Annotated in this window: 15 protein-coding genes and 3 rRNA genes; 15 read left to right on the top strand and 3 right to left on the bottom strand. The window is 35.8% G+C overall.

Going from position 1 to position 18,711, the window contains the following annotated elements:
* Positions 1-166: 166 nt before the first annotated feature.
* A complete protein-coding gene (gene brnQ, locus ACWJJ2_RS05620; RefSeq protein ID WP_462953958.1) occupies positions 167-1,477 on the bottom strand; it encodes a branched-chain amino acid transport system II carrier protein in 1,311 nt (436 codons plus the stop codon).
* Between the two features lie 309 nt (positions 1,478-1,786).
* On the opposite strand from brnQ, the gene ACWJJ2_RS05615 reads away from it, so the two are divergent.
* The 4 genes from ACWJJ2_RS05615 to ACWJJ2_RS05600 all read left to right on the top strand — a co-directional run bounded on the left by ACWJJ2_RS05615 (position 1,787) and on the right by ACWJJ2_RS05600 (position 6,077).
* Positions 1,787-2,581, top strand: a complete 795-nt coding sequence (locus tag ACWJJ2_RS05615) for an acetoacetate decarboxylase family protein (RefSeq protein ID WP_216304089.1) — start codon at positions 1,787-1,789, stop codon at positions 2,579-2,581.
* 27 nt (positions 2,582-2,608) lie between these two features.
* Positions 2,609-3,472, top strand: a complete 864-nt coding sequence (locus ACWJJ2_RS05610) for an SDR family NAD(P)-dependent oxidoreductase (RefSeq protein ID WP_220287455.1) — start codon at positions 2,609-2,611, stop codon at positions 3,470-3,472.
* Positions 3,473-3,529: 57 nt separating this feature from the next.
* Positions 3,530-5,200, top strand: coding sequence for an oleate hydratase (locus tag ACWJJ2_RS05605; RefSeq protein WP_462953957.1), 1,671 nt, complete (start codon positions 3,530-3,532; stop codon positions 5,198-5,200).
* A 259-nt stretch (positions 5,201-5,459) separates the two neighbouring features.
* Positions 5,460-6,077 (top strand): nitroreductase family protein, encoded by a 618-nt coding sequence (locus ACWJJ2_RS05600; RefSeq protein ID WP_220287451.1) that lies wholly within the window; start codon positions 5,460-5,462, stop codon positions 6,075-6,077.
* Positions 6,078-6,137: 60 nt separating this feature from the next.
* Here the strand turns inward: ACWJJ2_RS05600 and ACWJJ2_RS05595 are convergent, their stop codons facing one another.
* Complete coding sequence (locus tag ACWJJ2_RS05595; RefSeq protein WP_462953956.1) at positions 6,138-6,284, bottom strand: hypothetical protein; 147 nt, start codon at positions 6,282-6,284, stop codon at positions 6,138-6,140.
* Positions 6,285-6,519: 235 nt separating this feature from the next.
* Here ACWJJ2_RS05595 and ACWJJ2_RS05590 point away from each other — a divergent pair, with 235 nt between their 5' ends.
* From ACWJJ2_RS05590 to ACWJJ2_RS05550, 9 genes are all read left to right on the top strand, one after another.
* Positions 6,520-7,464, top strand: coding sequence for a ribonuclease Z (locus ACWJJ2_RS05590; RefSeq protein WP_462953955.1), 945 nt, complete (start codon positions 6,520-6,522; stop codon positions 7,462-7,464).
* Between the two features lie 560 nt (positions 7,465-8,024).
* Positions 8,025-9,542: ribosomal RNA gene (locus ACWJJ2_RS05585) — 16S ribosomal RNA — on the top strand.
* Between the two features lie 292 nt (positions 9,543-9,834).
* Positions 9,835-12,760 (top strand): 23S ribosomal RNA (locus ACWJJ2_RS05580).
* Between the two features lie 112 nt (positions 12,761-12,872).
* Positions 12,873-12,989 (top strand): 5S ribosomal RNA (gene rrf, locus ACWJJ2_RS05575).
* The 16S, 23S and 5S rRNA genes sit together here, the layout of an rRNA operon.
* Before the next feature lie 137 nt (positions 12,990-13,126).
* On the top strand, positions 13,127-13,834 hold the full coding sequence (locus ACWJJ2_RS05570) for an LbetaH domain-containing protein (protein ID WP_462953954.1): 708 nt from the start codon (positions 13,127-13,129) through the stop codon (positions 13,832-13,834).
* A gap of 219 nt (positions 13,835-14,053) precedes the next feature.
* On the top strand, positions 14,054-14,416 hold the full coding sequence (locus tag ACWJJ2_RS05565; RefSeq protein WP_216304564.1) for a GntR family transcriptional regulator: 363 nt from the start codon (positions 14,054-14,056) through the stop codon (positions 14,414-14,416).
* Between the two features lies 1 nt (position 14,417).
* Complete coding sequence (locus ACWJJ2_RS05560) at positions 14,418-15,293, top strand: ATP-binding cassette domain-containing protein (RefSeq protein ID WP_216304563.1); 876 nt, start codon at positions 14,418-14,420, stop codon at positions 15,291-15,293.
* Positions 15,293-16,027: a hypothetical protein gene (locus ACWJJ2_RS05555; RefSeq protein WP_216304562.1), complete on the top strand. Its 735-nt coding sequence runs from the start codon at positions 15,293-15,295 to the stop codon at positions 16,025-16,027. Before ACWJJ2_RS05560 ends, ACWJJ2_RS05555 begins: the two co-directional genes overlap by 1 nt.
* A gap of 47 nt (positions 16,028-16,074) precedes the next feature.
* Positions 16,075-16,716 (top strand): cyclase family protein, encoded by a 642-nt coding sequence (locus ACWJJ2_RS05550; protein ID WP_216304561.1) that lies wholly within the window; start codon positions 16,075-16,077, stop codon positions 16,714-16,716.
* 60 nt (positions 16,717-16,776) lie between these two features.
* Here the strand turns inward: ACWJJ2_RS05550 and ACWJJ2_RS05545 are convergent, their stop codons facing one another.
* Positions 16,777-17,292 (bottom strand): GHKL domain-containing protein, encoded by a 516-nt coding sequence (locus ACWJJ2_RS05545; RefSeq protein WP_216304560.1) that lies wholly within the window; start codon positions 17,290-17,292, stop codon positions 16,777-16,779.
* Between the two features lie 328 nt (positions 17,293-17,620).
* Between ACWJJ2_RS05545 and ACWJJ2_RS05540 the strand changes: the two genes are divergently transcribed.
* Both ACWJJ2_RS05540 and ACWJJ2_RS05535 read left to right on the top strand, forming a co-directional pair.
* Complete coding sequence (locus ACWJJ2_RS05540; protein ID WP_216304559.1) at positions 17,621-17,827, top strand: DUF1657 domain-containing protein; 207 nt, start codon at positions 17,621-17,623, stop codon at positions 17,825-17,827.
* Between the two features lie 13 nt (positions 17,828-17,840).
* Positions 17,841-18,701 carry a DUF421 domain-containing protein gene (locus ACWJJ2_RS05535; RefSeq protein ID WP_220287836.1) on the top strand — a complete coding sequence of 287 codons (861 nt, stop codon included), beginning with the start codon at positions 17,841-17,843 and terminating at the stop codon, positions 18,699-18,701.
* Positions 18,702-18,711 lie beyond the last annotated feature (10 nt).

The following is an 18,711-nucleotide window of genomic DNA, read 5'->3' as shown; positions in this document are numbered from 1 at the left end:
AGTAAAATATCAATTCTTTTTCTGTCATCTGCAATAGAGACTTTAGCTCATAAAAAGCTAGTTGGAGTCGTTGAGAAACTATATTTTAGGATAAAAAGCCACCTTCATATAAAGGTGGCTTTTTATCCTAACAATATTAATTATGAATCAACAGTATTACATTAACTTACCCTTCAAAAATTGAAGTAGCTCCATCTTCATTTATAACTTCTTTTGGTTTAATTAAAATATTAGAAATTACAAAAGCTATTAAAGCAGGTATAAGCCATGAGAATCCAACACTTGATAGAGGAATAAATTTAATAAATCCAATGCTATTTGCGTAGATACTATTTATAGTATCTAAAATACTTATAATTAGCGCTGTGTATGTAGTTATAGCAACAGCCGTATTACTCTTCACAATATCTCCAAGCAATGTAATAACTATTAGAACAATTACAATTGGATATAAAATTTGTAAAACAGGCCCTGCCAATGTAATTATACTATCAACGTCTTTCGTAGCTATTAATCCACTTACTACAGCCATAATAACAGCAGCAGTCTTGTAAGATACTTTATTATTTGAAAGATTAGCAAAGAATGTTGCTCCACTTGCGAGTAACCCTATAGCGGTTGTTAAGCATGCAAGAGCAACACATAAACTAAGAATAACTGCACCAACGCTACCTAGGTCTAACTTAACAAGCTCTGTAACTAGCTTAGTTCTAGATATATCTGCGGGGAACAAAGTACTTGTTTGTGTTCCGAGATACATAAGTCCAGCATATACAAAGGTTAAACCCGCTACAGCAACTAGTGCTGATTTTATAGTCATATTCATTATATCTTTTGTATTTTTATAACCTTTTGCTCTAACAGATGAAATAATTATTCCTGCAAATATAACAGAAGCCATAGCATCCATTGTTTGATAACCTTCTATTAAAGCTTTTGAGAATCCACCTTTATAAGATGTAGCTACAACTGGTCCAATAGGATCTATTATTCCTTTAAATATAATTATAGCTAGCATTAATAAAAGTGCGGGGGTAAGTATTTTACCTATATTATCAATTATTGAAGAAGGTTTAAGCACAAAGGCAAGTGTTATTGCAAAATACAATATAACTACTATGTTTTGTGGCACAGATGGAAATATTGGATGTATTCCAAGCTCGAAAGTTGATGCAGCGGTTCTTGGAATTGCAAATAACGGACCGATAACAAGAATTAAAGCTACACCAGTTATTATAGCAAATTTTTCACCTACTCTATTGGCCATTTTGTCGTAAGTACCATTAATTTTGGCACAGGCAATTACTCCAGTTAGTGGAAGACCAACGCCTGTAATGAGAAATCCTATTATGGATGCAAAAAATGCGCTTCCTGCAGTTTTTCCTAAGAATGGTGGAAAAATTAGGTTTCCTGCACCGAAAAACATTGCAAATAGTGCAAAACCTATAATCACGGAATGTTTTGTTGAATCTTTCATTAATGCATACCTCCAAATTAATTAATATATGTAATTTAAAAATTAAATTAGTTCTATTATAGCTATTTTTCTTAATAAAGCAAGGAATAATTAACTTTTAGTTTCCGCTAATGCCAAAAAACATACACTTTGAGTACAGTGTATGTTTTTCATACAAATTAAGGAAATTGATTGTTTAACACCTTTTTTATTAGCGTTATATTATAAATGTAGAATTCTTATATAAAAATATAAGTTTAAAGAAAGGATGGCGATGATATAATATTAGTAAAATAAACCTGAAATATAAAATATAGGGAGGTATCATTAATGAATAGTTTTGTAAAAAATCCAAATGATATTAAAAAATATATTAGTAAACCTACAACTTTTTACGATGCTCAGATGCTCACAGCTTATTGGGAAACAAAGCCTGAGATTATTGCACGTATACTTCCAGCACCTCTAAAGCCTCTAAAAGTACCTTTGGTACATGCTTTTGTAGCTAATTATCCTAGAACAAATTTTTGCCCTCCATACAAGGAAGCAGCTTTATTTATACCAGCAGATTTTAATGGTCGAATTGGAATGTATTGTCTTTCAATGCCTATAAGTGATGGCATGGCTATGGGGCTTGGCAGAGAAATTTATGGTTTTCCAAAGAAGATGGCAGAAATCGAACTTAAGAAAGATGGAGACTCTGTTTACGGAAGTGTATCTCGAAATGGAATAAACTTCTTTAGTGTAAAAGCAAATCTTAATGGAAAATGTAATGCTGAAGATGGACAGAAAATAATTGCTGATAATTATGGAGAGGGATTACCTATATTTAATTTCAAATATTCTAAGTCACCAGATGGCAGTGGATTCGACTTAAGCCCACTACTTATAGAGCAAGGTGCAACTATGGATAATAAAGTGTTTAAAACTGGAGAATTTGAGATGAATCTGAAAGACTCACCACATGACCCTTGGGCAGAATTAGAAGTTGTAAAGATGCTAGGTTGCACTTACACTGTAGGAACTTCAGTACTTTTAAGGGGTAAAGTTTTGGCAGAAGTAGATCCAATTGCGTATTTACCATATTCAAATTCAAAATGGGATTGGTGGGAAGATACTCTATAAAACAGTATAAAAAGGAGGAGTTATATTATGAAAGAGTTTAAAGGTAAGGTAGCAGTTATTACAGGGGCTGCAAATGGAATAGGATTTGCAATAGCTAAGGAATGTGCACGAAGAGAGATTAAAATAGTTATAGCAGATATTGATGGAAGGGACTTAAAAAGAGCGGAAGAACAACTTAAGGCAGAGGGAGCTGAAGTATTAGCTGTTGAAATGGATGTCATGAAATTTGAGGACATGGAGATGCTAGCGAAGATTGCCCTTGAAAAATTTCAACACATAGATTTATTGTTTAATAATGCAGGAGTCGTAGTTGCAGGGCCAGCTTGGTTACTATCTTTAAATGATTGGGAATGGGTTATGAAAGCTAATGTCTGGGGCATTATCCATGGCGAAAAAGTGTTCATTCCAATAATGTTAAAACAGGATACTGAGTGCCATATTGTTAATACTTCTTCTGTAGCTGGGCTTTTGGATTTGAATGGAATGTCAGCTTACCATACTTCGAAATTTGCAGCGGTTGGTCTTTCTGAATCTACCTACTTAGATCTTCAATGCGAAACGGACAAAATAAAAATGTCAGTATTCTGTCCAGGATTTATTCAAACAGACCTTGATAATTGTGAGAGGCACAGACCAAATATTTATAAAAATGATATGAGCCAGCCTTATTATCAAAGTGATTTATATAAAGAAGAAGAGCAAAAGAAACATAAGGTTATCAAAGGCGGTATACCAATTGACACAATTGGGGCAACTATATTCAAGGCAATTGAAGAAGAAAAATTTTATATCTTAACACATGAAGAGTTAAATCCACTTATAGGTCTGAGAGTAAAAAACATGTTTGAAGGTGGAAGTCCATCTATGAATGTAATAAGAGGCGTTAAGTGATTTTAATACAGTATATGATAAAGGATTAGTGAATAAACCAAAAAATAGGAGGCGAAAATGGAACAAAACTATAAAAATATAAATGAATTTTCTAATGGTGATAATTATAAAATAAAAGCTTATCTTGTTGGAGGTGGAATTGCATCCCTTGCTAGTGCTGTTTATTTTATTAGAGATGGACATGTTTCTGGAAAGAATATATCAATATTTGAAGAGTCTAATATAACAGGTGGTAGTCTAGATGCCCAAGGTTCAGCTGAAAATGGGTATGTCTATCGTGGTGGAAGAATGTTCGATGAAGAAGCCTACACCGCCACTTTTGATCTTTTATCAAGCATTCCGTCATTAACTGATTCAGAAAAAACATTATATGATGAATTTGTTGAATTCAATAAGAAATTTAAGTCCAGCGCTAAAGCTAGATTAGTTGGTGAAAATAAAGAGGTAATTGATGTATCTTCTCTTGGATTTAATCAACAGAATAGATTGGATTTAATTAAAATTATGGCTCAATCTGAGGAATCACTTGGAACAAGTAGGGTAAAAGATTGTTTTGGAGATTCATTTTTCAAAAGTAAATTTTGGTTTATGTGGTGCACAACTTTTGCGTTTCAACCATGGCATAGTGCAGTAGAATTTAAGAGATATCTTCATAGATTTATTCATGAGTTGCCTCGTATTAACACTTTATCTGGTGTCCGTCGCACGCCGTACAATCAATATGATTCTATGGTTTTGCCAATAGTTAAATGGCTAAAAGAACAAGGCGTCCACTTTGAAATGAATTGTGAAGTCACTAATCTAGATTTTAAAACTTCTGAAAATGAAAAAACTGTAGAACGTATTCATTATACTAGTAATGGAAAACCAAAAAGTATTCACATTGAAAACGGGGACTATGTTCTTGCAACCATTGGATCTATGACGGCAGGATCAAGCCTTGGATCAATGTCAACTGTACCTAAGGTTGAAGCTAAGAGCTTAGGAGGCTCGTGGAAACTTTGGGAAAATATAGCGAAAAATAGACCTGAGTTTGGTAAGCCATCCGTTTTTGATGATCATATAGATGAATCGCTATGGGAATCATTCACAGTTACTTTTAGAGATCCAACATTTTTCAGATTAATGGAGAGTTTTAATGAAAATTCTGTATTTACTTTCAAGGACTCCAATTGGCTTATGTCAGTTGTTTTACCTCATCAACCATATTATAATAATCAACCTGAAAATGTTAATATATGTTGGGGCTATTGCTTGTCTCCAAATAAAAAAGGTAACTATGTGCAAAAAAAGATGTCTGAATGTACTGGTGAAGAGATATTAACAGAATTATGTTGCCATCTTGCTTTGAAAGAAGAAATGCCTTTAATTCTTAAAACATCTACATGTATACCATGTATAATGCCTTTTATAACAAGTCAATTTTTACCTAGATCAATGGGAGATAGGCCTGCGGTTGTACCAAAAGGATCAACTAATTTGGCATTTATTGGACAGTTCTGTGAAATGCCTGACGATGTTGTTTTTACAGTTGATTACTCGGTTAGATCAGCACAAACAGCAGTTTATTCTCTTCTCAAATTAGATAAAGAGGTTACTCCTATTTACAAGGGCCAATATGATACCCGTGTAGTAATTGATTCAGCTATGACTATGCTAAGGGATGATAATCTCCGTGAATCACTTAGCTCAGTATTGAATATATTTAAGGCTCCCGAAACAAAATAACAAGTCAAAGATGCCTAAGTAGATTAAATAAACTGGTACCTATAGCGAAATAGCTATAGGTACTTTTTATGGACTCAAAGGATATATGAATAGAATGCGAGCATAATATCAAATTTCAACGATTTTTTAGTATTAAAGAAATTAATAATTTCAATATATGCTTGACATAATCAGTAAACTATCGGTATAATAATATAAATTAAGTAATAATTATTAGTAACGAATAATCTTAAAAAAGGAAATTAAGGAGTGTATTTAAATGAATTTAAAAGAAGTTTTTAAAAATAGAAGAGCTATCAATTTTTTTGATGTAAATAAAGGTCTTGAAGAGGGAACACTAAAGGATATAATTAATCTTGCGGTATTAGCTCCATCAGCATTTAACCTTCAACCTTGGGAAATTATAGCAGTGAAATCTAAAGAAGCTAAAGAGAAATTGTATAAACTTTCAAGTAGTCAGCCTAAGATATTAGAGGCTCCAGTGACCCTAATAATTGTAGGTAATAAAACTGGATATGATGAAACAAATCCTACATGGAAGGATATGTTAAAGCTATTTGGTGGTGATAAAGAAAAATTAGCAGGTACACAAGGGTTTGCACATAGTTTATATGGTACATCAGAGGAAAATAAATTAAAGTTCGCTGAGAGTAATGCAGGACTTCTAGCAATGTCTATAATGTATGCAGCTAAGAACCTTGGAGTAGATTCTCATCCAATGAGTGGCATGGATTTTGAGGGTGTGAGAAAAGAATTTGGACTTGATGAGAATAAGACAGTAGTAATGCTAATCTCACTTGGATACTTAGATGAAAGTAAGACACTTTATCCAAGGGCATATAGAAGAGGCTACGATGAGATAGTTAAAGAAGTTTAACGACATTTCAGAAGGAAAGTCTCCTATAGTTTCCTCGGGGTATTGAACATCTGTATTTGGTTATTCAATACCACAAAAACACATCCAATTGTAGTTTTGTAATTCTACAGCTTGGATGTGTTTTTGTATTATATATGAACACCTTTCTTGATAAATTTTCTTATTATTTTTCATAATGGTTCTTACAACTTTTATTAATTCCTTCATATATAGCACCTCTAAATAAGTTTAGAATAAAAGAGTTTGGATGAAGGTTCGTGAATATGAGAAGACTATGATAGTATATAATTATATAAGGAATACCCTATATTTTTTGTGGATTTTAAGTTCGAAATTGATATTCTTATTAAGTTGTAAAGAGGAATAATAGGATTCAACTTGGAGACTTTAGCATAGAATTTTGCATATTTTTCATGTTGAAACAATAGATGAGGTGATTTAATTGGTTGATTTAGCACTGCTAGGATGTGGAGGGGGAATGCCAATTCCCGAAAGATATTTATCTTCACTTCTCATAAACTATAAAGGAAGAAAAATACTTATTGACTGCGGAGAAGGTACCCAGGTATCCATGAAAATACTTGGCTGGGGGTTTAAGTCGATAGATGTGATTTGTATAACTCATGGACATGCGGACCACATTGTAGGACTTCCAGGTATTCTTGCAACGATTGGTAACAGTGGTAGAACTGATCCCATTACTATAATTGGGCCTAAAGGTATTACTGATATTGTGAAAGGGCTAAGGGTTGCAGCACCTTACCTTCCTTACGAACTTAATATCTTAGAAAATCCTCAAGAACCCGTGAGAATACAAGCTTCATTAAAATGTATTAATACTTCAGTAGGAGAATTTAATGATTTAATAATTTCAACACTAGAACTTGAGCACTCAACTAATTGTTTGGGTTATAGCCTCTATTTTAATAGAAAACCAAAATTTGATGTAGGAAGTGCAGCTAAAAATGAAATACCAAAGAGATTTTGGAGTAGATTGCAAAAAAATGAGATTATAAATGAACATGATAAAACATATTTTCCAAGCATGGTGATGGGAAAAGAAAGAACAGGGATAAAGATTAGTTTTATAACAGATACAAGGCCAACTCCTAAAATAACAACTTTTATTAAAGGAAGTGACTTGTTCATTTGTGAAGGTACTTATGGTAATGAAAATGATATTGAAAAAGCCATAAGGAACAAACATATGACATTTAGTGAGGCGGCAGAACTTGCTTTAAGTGGAGATGTACAAGAACTTTTATTAACGCATTTTAGCCCTTCAATGATTAATCCGGAAGAGTATAAAGATAGAGCAGAAGGCATTTTTAAAAACACTATTATTGGCTTTGATAGAATTGTACGGAGTATGTCTTTTAAAGATTAGAAAAAATATTTCTTAATGTAACCACTACTTATAGGAGTAGTGGCTTTTTTAGCTAGTACTACAAATGACGTAAGTTTTTTTATGGTAGATAAAGAGGTAGTTGTAGCATTTAGCCATGCGTATCAGGATGCGAAATATTGAATTATTTAGACCAATTTGTAGTAATATGAGTATAATCTAGCTAGAGTACCTATGTTGTGAAATTATGCTCTTATTTATGTGATAGAATACTCCTTGTCGTCACAACCGAGTGGCACGATAAGCTAACTGTTAATAACTTTTAAATAAATTTTTCAATGAAAATAAATTAAAAAAATGTTGACAAAACAAGAAATACCTAGTAATATAGTAGAAGTCGTCACATGATGACAAAGCAAATTGGTCTTTGAAAATTAAACAGAGAAATAGGTAAAGATAGCGAAATAATATTTCGTTAAACCAGTTAATTACTTTAGTATAAAGTAAAATTTAGTCGTAAGACTAAAAGTATGTAATGAGCTTGCGTAACAACTTAACAGTTGTCGCAGATTAATCATTTCAACTAAAAAAGTGTAAACTTTTAAATTGAGAGTTTGATCCTGGCTCAGGACGAACGCTGGCGGCGTGCCTAACACATGCAAGTCGAGCGATGAAACCTTTCGGGGTGGATTAGCGGCGGACGGGTGAGTAACACGTGGGTAACCTGCCTCAAAGAGGGGAATAGCCTCCCGAAAGGGAGATTAATACCGCATAATATGTTTTGGTCGCATGATCGAAACATCAAAGGATTTTTCTTCGGAAAATTCCACTTTGAGATGGACCCGCGGCGCATTAGCTAGTTGGTGAGGTAACGGCTCACCAAGGCGACGATGCGTAGCCGACCTGAGAGGGTGATCGGCCACATTGGAACTGAGACACGGTCCAGACTCCTACGGGAGGCAGCAGTGGGGAATATTGCGCAATGGGGGAAACCCTGACGCAGCAACGCCGCGTGAATGATGAAGGCCTTCGGGTTGTAAAGTTCTGTCTTCTGGGACGATAATGACGGTACCAGAGGAGGAAGCCACGGCTAACTACGTGCCAGCAGCCGCGGTAATACGTAGGTGGCAAGCGTTGTCCGGATTTACTGGGCGTAAAGGATGCGTAGGCGGACATTTAAGTCAGATGTGAAATACCCGAGCTTAACTTGGGTGCTGCATTTGAAACTGGGTGTCTAGAGTGCAGGAGAGGTAAGTGGAATTCCTAGTGTAGCGGTGAAATGCGTAGAGATTAGGAAGAACACCAGTGGCGAAGGCGACTTACTGGACTGTAACTGACGCTGAGGCATGAAAGCGTGGGGAGCAAACAGGATTAGATACCCTGGTAGTCCACGCCGTAAACGATGAATACTAGGTGTCGGGGGTCGAACCTCGGTGCCGCCGTTAACACATTAAGTATTCCGCCTGGGGAGTACGATCGCAAGATTAAAACTCAAAGGAATTGACGGGGGCCCGCACAAGCAGCGGAGCATGTGGTTTAATTCGAAGCAACGCGAAGAACCTTACCTAGACTTGACATCCCCTGCATAACCCAGAGATGGGCGAAGTCCTTCGGGACAGGGTGACAGGTGGTGCATGGTTGTCGTCAGCTCGTGTCGTGAGATGTTGGGTTAAGTCCCGCAACGAGCGCAACCCTTATCATTAGTTGCTACCATTAAGTTGAGCACTCTAGTGAGACTGCCCGGGTTAACCGGGAGGAAGGTGGGGATGACGTCAAATCATCATGCCCCTTATGTCTAGGGCTACACACGTGCTACAATGGTGAGTACAAAGAGATGCAAGACCGCAAGGTGGAGCCAAACTCAAAAACTCATCCCAGTTCGGATTGTAGGCTGCAACTCGCCTACATGAAGCCGGAGTTGCTAGTAATCGCGAATCAGCATGTCGCGGTGAATACGTTCCCGGGCCTTGTACACACCGCCCGTCACACCATGAGAGTTGGTAACACCCGAAGTCCGTGAGGTAACCGTAAGGAGCCAGCGGCCGAAGGTGGGATTGATGATTGGGGTGAAGTCGTAACAAGGTAGCCGTAGGAGAACCTGCGGCTGGATCACCTCCTTTCTAGGGAGTAGATGTATTGACTTCGGTCGATGCAATAGAAGAATATTAATTTGTTCTTCAAAAATATCTATTGTAATTAATCGTACCTAGTTCTCTGTTTAATTTTGAGAGACTAATTTTATCTAACTCTTAGGAGTTAGATAATGAATAGTTTTTCTTAAAATGTTCTTTGAAAATTGCACAGTGAAAAAAGTTGTTTTAAAAAAATTAAAACTACGCAAGTAGTTTATAAATTGATTTAATACAATTTCGCAAAATTAATATAACCGTCTATGTAAATAGACAGAATCAAGGTCAAGCTACAAAGGGCGCATGGCGAATGCCTTGGCACTAGGAGCCGAAGAAGGACGCGTTAAGCTGCGATAAGCTTTGGGTAGGCGCAAATAGCCTGTGATCCAAAGATTTCCGAATGGGGGAACCCACATAGTAACAACTATGTACTGCATACTGAATAAATAGGTATGCAGAGGTAGACCCGGGGAACTGAAACATCTAAGTACCCGGAGGAAGAGAAAGAAACATCGATTTCCTAAGTAGCGGCGAGCGAAAGGGAAAGAGCCCAAACCCAGGTCTTTGACCTGGGGGTTGAGGATAGATCATAAATACTGCAATTCCTTAATTGAAGATAGCTGGAAAGCTGCTCCGCAGAAGGTAATAGGCCTGTAAATGAAAAGGAAAAACAGTCAGATCTAATCCAGAGTACCACGAGACACGTGAAACCTTGTGGGAAGCTGGGAGGACCACCTCCCAAGGCTAAATACTACCTAGTGACCGATAGTGAAGAAGTACCGTGAGGGAAAGGTGAAAAGAACCCCGGAAGGGGAGTGAAATAGAACCTGAAACCGTGTGCCTACAACCGGTCGAAGCACTTTATATGTGTGACGGCGTGCTTTTTGTAGAACGAGCCAACGAGTTACGATATGTAGCAAGGTTAAGTACTTAAGGTACGGAGCCGAAGGGAAACCAAGTCTGAATAGGGCGCATAGTTGCATGTCGTAGACCCGAAACCGGGTGACCTATCCATGGCCAGGATGAAGCGGAAGTAAAATTCCGTGGAGGTCCGAACCACGTTGGTGTTGAAAAACCATGGGATGAGCTGTGGATAGCGGAGAAATTCCAATCGAACTCGGAGATAGCTGGTTCTCCTCGAAATAGCTTTAGGGCTAGCGTCGATTAATTGAGTAATGGAGGTAGAGCACTGAATGGGCTAGGGGCTGACAACAGTTACTGAACCCTATCAAACTCCGAATGCCATATACTTTTATTTCGGCAGTCAGACTGCGAATGATAAGATCCGTAGTCAAAAGGGAAACAGCCCAGACCATCAGCTAAGGTCCCAAAGTGTAAGTTAAGTGGAAAAGGATGTGGGATTTCTAAGACAACTAGGATGTTGGCTCAGAAGCAGCCACTCATTTAAAGAGTGCGTAATAGCTCACTAGTCAAGAGATCCTGCGCCGAAGATGTCCGGGGCTAAAACTTACCACCGAAGCTATGGGTGTACACAATTGTGTACGCGGTAGAGGAGCTTTCTGTACTGGCTGAAGTCATACCGTAAGGAGTGGTGGACGGTACAGAAGTGAGAATGTTGGCATGAGTAGCGAGAGTTAAGTGAGAATCTTAACGGTCGAAAACCTAAGGTTTCCTGAGGAAGGCTCGTCCTCTCAGGGTTAGTCGGGACCTAAGCCGAGGCCGAAAGGCGTAGGTGATGGACAATCGGTTGATATTCCGATACCACCAATGGACGTTATTAGAAATGGGATGACGCAGGAGGATAAGATGTGCACACTATTGGATGTGTGTCTAAGCATTTAGGCGGAGCAGACAGGCAAATCCGTTTGCTCTTAACGCTGAGATGTGATGGGGAAGGGAATTTATTCCTGAAGTATCTGATTCCACGCTGCCAAGAAAAGTCTCTATCGAGGATATTGGTGCCCGTACCGCAAACCGACACAGGTAGGTGAGGAGAGAATCCTAAGACCATCGGAAGAATTGTTGTTAAGGAACTCGGCAAATTGACCCCGTAACTTCGGGAGAAGGGGTGCCTACGTAAGTAGGTCGCAGAGAATAGGCCCAAGCAACTGTTTAGCAAAAACACAGGTCTCTGCTAAAGCGAAAGCTGATGTATAGGGGCTGACGCCTGCCCGGTGCTGGAAGGTTAAGGGGATTACTTAGCGCAAGCGAAGGTATGAACTTAAGCCCCAGTAAACGGCGGCCGTAACTATAACGGTCCTAAGGTAGCGAAATTCCTTGTCGGGTAAGTTCCGACCCGCACGAATGGCGTAATGATTTGGGCACTGTCTCAACAACACATCCGGCGAAATTGTAGTGCAAGTGAAGATGCTTGCTACCCGCGATTGGACGGAAAGACCCCGTAGAGCTTTACTGTAGCTTAGCATTGAATTTCGGTATTGTCTGTACAGGATAGGTGGGAGACTGAGAAACATGGGCGTCAGCCTGTGTGGAGTCATCCTTGGGATACCACCCTGACAGTACTGAGGTTCTAACTGGAGGCCATGAATCTGGTCACAGGACATTGTTAGGTGGGCAGTTTGACTGGGGCGGTCGCCTCCAAAAAAGTAACGGAGGCGCCCAAAGGTTCCCTCAGCGCGGTTGGAAATCGCGCGAAGAGTGCAAAGGCAGAAGGGAGCCTGACTGCGACACTTACAAGTGGAGCAGGGACGAAAGTCGGGCTTAGTGATCCGGTGGTACCTCGTGGGAGGGCCATCGCTCAACGGATAAAAGCTACCTCGGGGATAACAGGCTGATCTCCCCCAAGAGTCCACATCGACGGGGAGGTTTGGCACCTCGATGTCGGCTCGTCGCATCCTGGGGCTGAAGTAGGTCCCAAGGGTTGGGCTGTTCGCCCATTAAAGCGGCACGCGAGCTGGGTTCAGAACGTCGTGAGACAGTTCGGTCCCTATCCGTCGCGGGCGTAGGAAATTTGAAGGGAGCTGTCCTTAGTACGAGAGGACCGGGATGGACAAACCTCTGGTGCACCAGTTGTCACGCCAGTGGCATCGCTGGGTAGCTATGTTTGGAAGGGATAAACGCTGAAAGCATCTAAGCGTGAAGCCCACCCTGAGATGAGATTTCCCATAATGCGTGTTTTTAACACAAGTTAGTAAGACTCCTGGAAGACCACCAGGTTGATAGGTTAGAGGTGTAAGCATGGTAACATGTTCAGCTGACTAATACTAATAAGTCGAGGGCTTGACCTAAATAATTAAAAATAATGCGATATACTTCTTTCGTAAGAAAGAAGCGAGGCTTTGAGCGTGAGCGAAAAGACTAATTCACTGTGCAATTTTCAGAGAATATTTATATTCTCAATCTGGTGATTATGGCATGAAGGTAACACCCGTTCCCATACCGAACACGAAGGTTAAGCTTCAATGCGCCGATGGTACTGCAGGGGTGACCTTGTGGAAGAGTAGGTTGTCGCCAGGTAAGAAAAAAACACTAAGTTTAACTTAGTGTTTTTTATTTGGTTATAATAAATATATCTAATTACATCATAAAATACTTTATCACAATTATTCTAAAGGATACGTATAATATAGTATCAAATATTTAGGAGAAATATTATGAGTAAATATAAAATTGTTAGATATAATCCTGTAGGCCCAACTAATGTATATTCATATTTTGTTAGTAGTAATCCACCTACGTCTTTTAATCCTATTAGTATGTATCCCAGTATTGATAAAACTGCTTTCATAGGCCCTTTCGCGAGCATTATAGGCGATGTAAGAATCGACGCAAAAGTATTAATTGGATGTAATACAACTCTTAGAGCGGATGAAGGAACACCATTTTATATTGGAACTAAAACTAATATTCAAGATGGAGTAATATTACATGGGTTGAAAAACATGAAAGTCTCTGTAAATAAAAAAGAATATTCTATTTATATAGGAAATGAAGTTAGTATTGCTCATGGAGCTTTAGTTCATGGTCCATGTATTATTGGAAATAATACTTTTGTTGGATTTAACGCTATTGTTTTTAATTCTATTGTGGAAGATAGCTGTTACATTGATTTGGCAGCTGTTGTTACAGATGGGGTAAGAATTCCTGCTAATAGATATGTTCCTGTTGGTGCCATAATAAATACTCAAGAAAAAGCCAATGCTCTAGCAATGGTATCACAAAGTAATGAGGATTTCGCTAAAGGAGTAGCTAAATCAAATATCGAACTTTCACAAGCTTATTCTCTACAATTTGGTGATACTAGATGTAGTTGTGGTATTTGCTGTAATAGTGATACTTTTAAGAATTTAGAAAATGAATAATACATAAAAGACACAATAATACAAACTGTATTGTTGTGTCTTTTATGTATTATTAGCAAAACAAATTATATTCGTAATTTATTAATATCCCCGGGGATCTTCTAAGTGAGCTTATTAGTTTCAACCTAAAATAAACCAATTTACTATTGACAATGGAGTCATTTGGTTATATAGTTAGTTACATAAGTAATTAACCAAGTAAGTGAAGAAGGTGATAATATGAAATTAGATTTTAATAATGAGCTACCTATATATATGCAGATTGCTAAAGCTATTGAGAACAATGTTCTTAAGGGGGTATTTGAGGAAGAAACTGCAATTCCATCTACAACAGAAATATCTGTTAAGTATAAAATAAATCCAGCTACAGTAGCAAAAGGATTTAATCTACTTGTAGATGAAGGCATTATATATAAAAAAAGGGGCGTTGGTATGTTTGTTGTAACTGGAAGTAAAGAAAAGTTAATGAAAAAAAGAAAAGAAAATTTTTATGAAAGCTATATATTAGTCTTAATAGAGGAAGCTAAAAAATTAGATATTTCAAGTACTGATATTATTAAAATGATTGATGGGGGGATTTAATATGGGCACAATAAAGGTTTTAAATGCAAGTAAGAAATATGGGGATACCTTTGCATTAGATAATATTACATTAACATTAGAAGAAAATAAAATTTATGGATTATTAGGAAGAAATGGTGCAGGTAAGACAACTCTTTTAAACGTTATAAACAAAAGAATTTTCTTGAATGAGGGGACTATTTCTATAGATAATAATAGCTCGCCCTCGGATGGAAATGGTCTAGGGAAAATTCATTTTATGACAGAGCAAAACTTATATCCACAGTCTATGAAAGTAAAAGAGCTATTTAATTGGACTAAAGAATTTTATCCAAACTTTGATAGGTCTTATGCATTAGAGCTTTGTAAAAAGTTTGAACTAAATATAAATAAAAGGATTAAGGAACTTTCAACTGGATATTCCTCCATATGTAAAATTATAAATACCATGGCATCAGGTGCCGAAATATTAATATTCGATGAGCCAGTTTTAGGATTAGATGCTAATCATAGAGAGCTGTTTTATAAAGAACTTATGGAAAGTTATATAGAAAATCCTAAGACTATTATATTATCTACTCATATTATAGAAGAAGTTGCACAACTAATAGAGCGGGTAGTTATTATTAAAGATGGGAAATTAATTAAGGACGAAAGTGTAGAAGAACTATTAAAAGGGTGCTACTGCGTTTCTGGATTAAATAAAAATATAGATGCTTATATTGAAGATAAAAATTGTGTAAGTGTAGATGGAATAGCATCTTTTAAATCAGCTATTATAATAGGAAAAAATGCAGATGATGAAAAAAGGCAACAGAAAAAACTAGATTTAGAAGTTTCAAAGGTTGAACTACAGAAACTATTTATTCATTTGACTACTGACGGGAGGGTAAAATAATGACAAGCTTTAAACTTGCTAAATACAATATTAAAAGCAGCCTAAAACCAATAATAATTTATTACACTATTTTCATAGGTGCATTAACATGTATAGAAATGACAAACAAATTTTCAAATGGAGGAAGTGGTTATACAAAAGGATTAGAATTTTCATCTGTAGTATTTTTATTTGTGATAGGGTTAAACTTTTTTAAAGAAAATTTTCATTTTGCCCAAGCTAATAATATTACTAGGGTAGATTATTTTAAAGCTGCAGCAGTAGCTATTTTATCAATAGGACTCGCTATGTCAATATTGGATGTCATAATAAATAGAGTGTATAATATATTTATGGTAAGTCCAACAATGTATGATATGGTCTATAACGAGTCTTATAGTGTAGGCACAGTATGGATACAAAGCAATAGCATGCAAACACTATTTGGGACAGTTATATTTTTATTTGCTGGTTACATTGTAGCGTTTGCAATAGGATTATTAATAACTATGATATATTATAAGTGTAATAAAATAATGAAAATTTTAGTTTCTTTAATACCTATTACTATATATGGAAGAGCTTCATGCAATAATCCTAACCTTGGAGAAAAGGAAATGATTTTTATTGATAAGATACTTGGGATAAGCACGAGAAACTCTTATATGGCTGTATTAACATTCATATGTTTATTTATAATAACAATGGTTTTTGTTTATTTGCTTGTTAGAAAAGCTGTGGTTAAAAGGGTTTAACAGCTTCGAAGCTGATTTAACGACATAGATATTATGGGAGGGCTATTATGAAAGTCACTGATCTAACACATATTATTTGTTCCGACATGCCAGTTTTTCCAGGAACTGAGAAACCGATTTTTGAAAAGTCAAATACTTTGGAAAAGGATGGTTTTCAAGAGGCTAAAATCACTATGCACTCACATACAGGCACACATATAGATGCACCTGCACATATGCTCAGTGATGGTCCTTATTTAAATGATTTAGATATAGAACATTTTATTGGAAATGCTACTATTCTTGATTTTTCAAATAAAAACATGAAACTAATAGATGTTGATAGCCTAAGGTCCTATGAGGAAAAGATAAAAAATGTTGAGTTCATTATAATAAAAACAGGATGGAGTAAATACTGGGGTGATAAAAAATACTTTGAGGATTTTCCTTCTTTAAGTGAAGAATCAGCCAATTGGTTGTCAAAATTTAATTTAAAGGGTATTGGTATTGATGCAATTTCAATTGATGATATAAACTCAACCACATTTGCAGTTCATAAAATATTAATGCCAAAGAACATTATAATTATTGAGAACCTAGTGAATTTAGATTCCATCAGCAGTGAGTATTTTATCTTAAGTATTATGCCACTTAAAAATAAAAATGCTGATGGTTCACCAGTCAGAGCTATTTCCATAGAAGATATGTAACAAAATTAACTTCTATGACTCTACATAACTCAGCTACTTGCTTTGATTTTTTTTGAAAACTTACTCCCCCCTAATAATTTGTTTGAACAATATTTTAAAAACAGTATAATTACCTTCAAAGAATAGCTGAACATCACTGCCTTTTCTTTCAGCTATTTCTTTTATATTGTAAAGTCCATAGACTCTATTAACCCCTTCTTTAGTAGAAAGACCTCTTTCAAATATTTGTTCTATATTATCAAACTTTACTGTTATTCCGCTATTTTTAACTTCTACAATATTAGAGTTTTCTTCTTCACATATATTTAATATAAAGACCTTATCCTTAGTACTATTTATGACAGCTTGAAAAGCATTGTCCAATAGATTATTTAGCATATCTGAAATTTCATAATCATTTAGACTATTTTCTAGTGTATTATTGGCCGCATTAAATAAGAATTTTATATTTAATCTATTCGCTTCACATAATTTATTGTAGATTATAGCTTTAAAAATAATATTATCTATATATATATATATAATATCTTCTATAATATTATTTGAATATTTTAGAGACATAATATACTTGTTCAATTCATTTTTAACTTCTTTTTCACTTGTAATTTCTACTATTGCAGTTATGGTGTTTTAAAATTTTTAAAATCATGTTGTTTCCACCTTGTCTCTTCTACTATCTCAAATACCAATTGTTTTCATCTTTCAAAGAAAACTTTGGCCATAATAACATAAAGATAGTCAATTCAATAAAACTAAGTAATAATAAATAACTATTTAAAGTTTAATGAGTAAAATATTGAAGATAGGAGAAGATATATGAATAATAAAAAAGATAAAACTTTAATAAAAGCATGTTAGTTATACTGCGTGAGAAAAAGAATCGATAAGCATTAAGGAGGTCCATATGACTGTTGGCTCTAAGGTAAAGCAAACATTAGCCACTTTAAAAGGTTCTGAAGCTACTTTAAGATTATATTCATTGCAAGAACGAAATAAAGAAGCTAGGGCTATTTATACTGAGGCATTTGAAGAGATAGGTAAAATTAAAATAGATTTGGAAAAAAGAGTAGGCTCTATAGAGTTTCAGGAGCCTCAATACAAAGGTGACTAAGTGAGGTGAAATGATGAGTAATTGGTTAACAATATTATTCAACACGATAATTTTATATTTTTTAACACTGGTTTTAACAAGATTTATGAAAAAAAGAAACTTATTTAAGGTTACGCCTTTTGAGTTTATTTCTTATGTAATTATTGCTCTTATAGTTGCTTTAATTTCATTGGGTATAATTACGAATATTTATTTTGGACTAACTGCACTAGCTGTTTGGGTACTGATGCCTATTATCTTAGATTATTCCTCCATGAAAAGTAAATGGATTTACAATGTAATAAATGGAAAAGAAAGGGTATTAATTAAAAATGGTAAAATTATGGAAGATAATCTAGCTAAAGAAAGGATGACTGGGCAAGAGTTTCTACAAGAATTACGTTCAAAAAAAGCATTTGATTTAGCCGATGTTGAATTTGCCGTTATGGAAACAACAGGAGATATCAATGTTAGTTTAAAAGCTGATAAAAAGCCTGTTACTTCATATGATTTAGGAATAAAAGTTGCGTCTAAGGCTGAATCACAAACAGTTATTTTAGACGGGAATATGTTAAATGAAGGTCTTACCAATATTGGATTGAGTAAAGGGTGGCTTAAGACTGAGTTAGAAAACAAAGGAGTAGCAATTGAGAATGTTTTTATTGGTCAAGTAGATTCTTCTGGAGATTTATATCTGGATCTTTTTGATGATTTGATTCAAGTCCCAAAATCACAAATTAAAGAAATGCTATATGCCAGTATTCAAAAAAGTCAGGCGGACCTTATGTCCTTTGCTTTAGAAACAGAAACTGAAGAAGCAAAATCTATGTACTTAAAAAATGCTGAAAATCTAGAAAAGGTTATGAAAAAAATAAAACCATATTTATTACGTTAGAGGGTGAAAT

This window comes from Clostridium sp. CM039, assembly GCF_055081075.1.
The sequence above is the reverse complement of the archived record's forward strand: the minus strand, read 5'-3'. Positions and strand labels throughout refer to the sequence as shown.

Excerpts from the sequence above, each read along its gene's own strand:
- brnQ (WP_462953958.1), bottom strand. The coding sequence starts at position 1,477 with ATGAAAGATTCAACAAAACATTCCGTGATTATAGGTTTTGCACTATTT.
- ACWJJ2_RS05615 (WP_216304089.1), top strand. The coding sequence starts at position 1,787 with ATGAATAGTTTTGTAAAAAATCCAAATGATATTAAAAAATATATTAGT.
- ACWJJ2_RS05610 (WP_220287455.1), top strand. The coding sequence starts at position 2,609 with ATGAAAGAGTTTAAAGGTAAGGTAGCAGTTATTACAGGGGCTGCAAAT.
- ACWJJ2_RS05605 (WP_462953957.1), top strand. The coding sequence starts at position 3,530 with ATGGAACAAAACTATAAAAATATAAATGAATTTTCTAATGGTGATAAT.
- ACWJJ2_RS05600 (WP_220287451.1), top strand. The coding sequence starts at position 5,460 with ATGAATTTAAAAGAAGTTTTTAAAAATAGAAGAGCTATCAATTTTTTT.
- ACWJJ2_RS05595 (WP_462953956.1), bottom strand. The coding sequence starts at position 6,284 with ATGAAGGAATTAATAAAAGTTGTAAGAACCATTATGAAAAATAATAAG.
- ACWJJ2_RS05570 (WP_462953954.1), top strand. The coding sequence starts at position 13,127 with ATGAGTAAATATAAAATTGTTAGATATAATCCTGTAGGCCCAACTAAT.
- ACWJJ2_RS05565 (WP_216304564.1), top strand. The coding sequence starts at position 14,054 with ATGAAATTAGATTTTAATAATGAGCTACCTATATATATGCAGATTGCT.
- ACWJJ2_RS05560 (WP_216304563.1), top strand. The coding sequence starts at position 14,418 with ATGGGCACAATAAAGGTTTTAAATGCAAGTAAGAAATATGGGGATACC.
- ACWJJ2_RS05555 (WP_216304562.1), top strand. The coding sequence starts at position 15,293 with ATGACAAGCTTTAAACTTGCTAAATACAATATTAAAAGCAGCCTAAAA.
- ACWJJ2_RS05550 (WP_216304561.1), top strand. The coding sequence starts at position 16,075 with ATGAAAGTCACTGATCTAACACATATTATTTGTTCCGACATGCCAGTT.
- ACWJJ2_RS05540 (WP_216304559.1), top strand. The coding sequence starts at position 17,621 with ATGACTGTTGGCTCTAAGGTAAAGCAAACATTAGCCACTTTAAAAGGT.
- ACWJJ2_RS05535 (WP_220287836.1), top strand. The coding sequence starts at position 17,841 with ATGAGTAATTGGTTAACAATATTATTCAACACGATAATTTTATATTTT.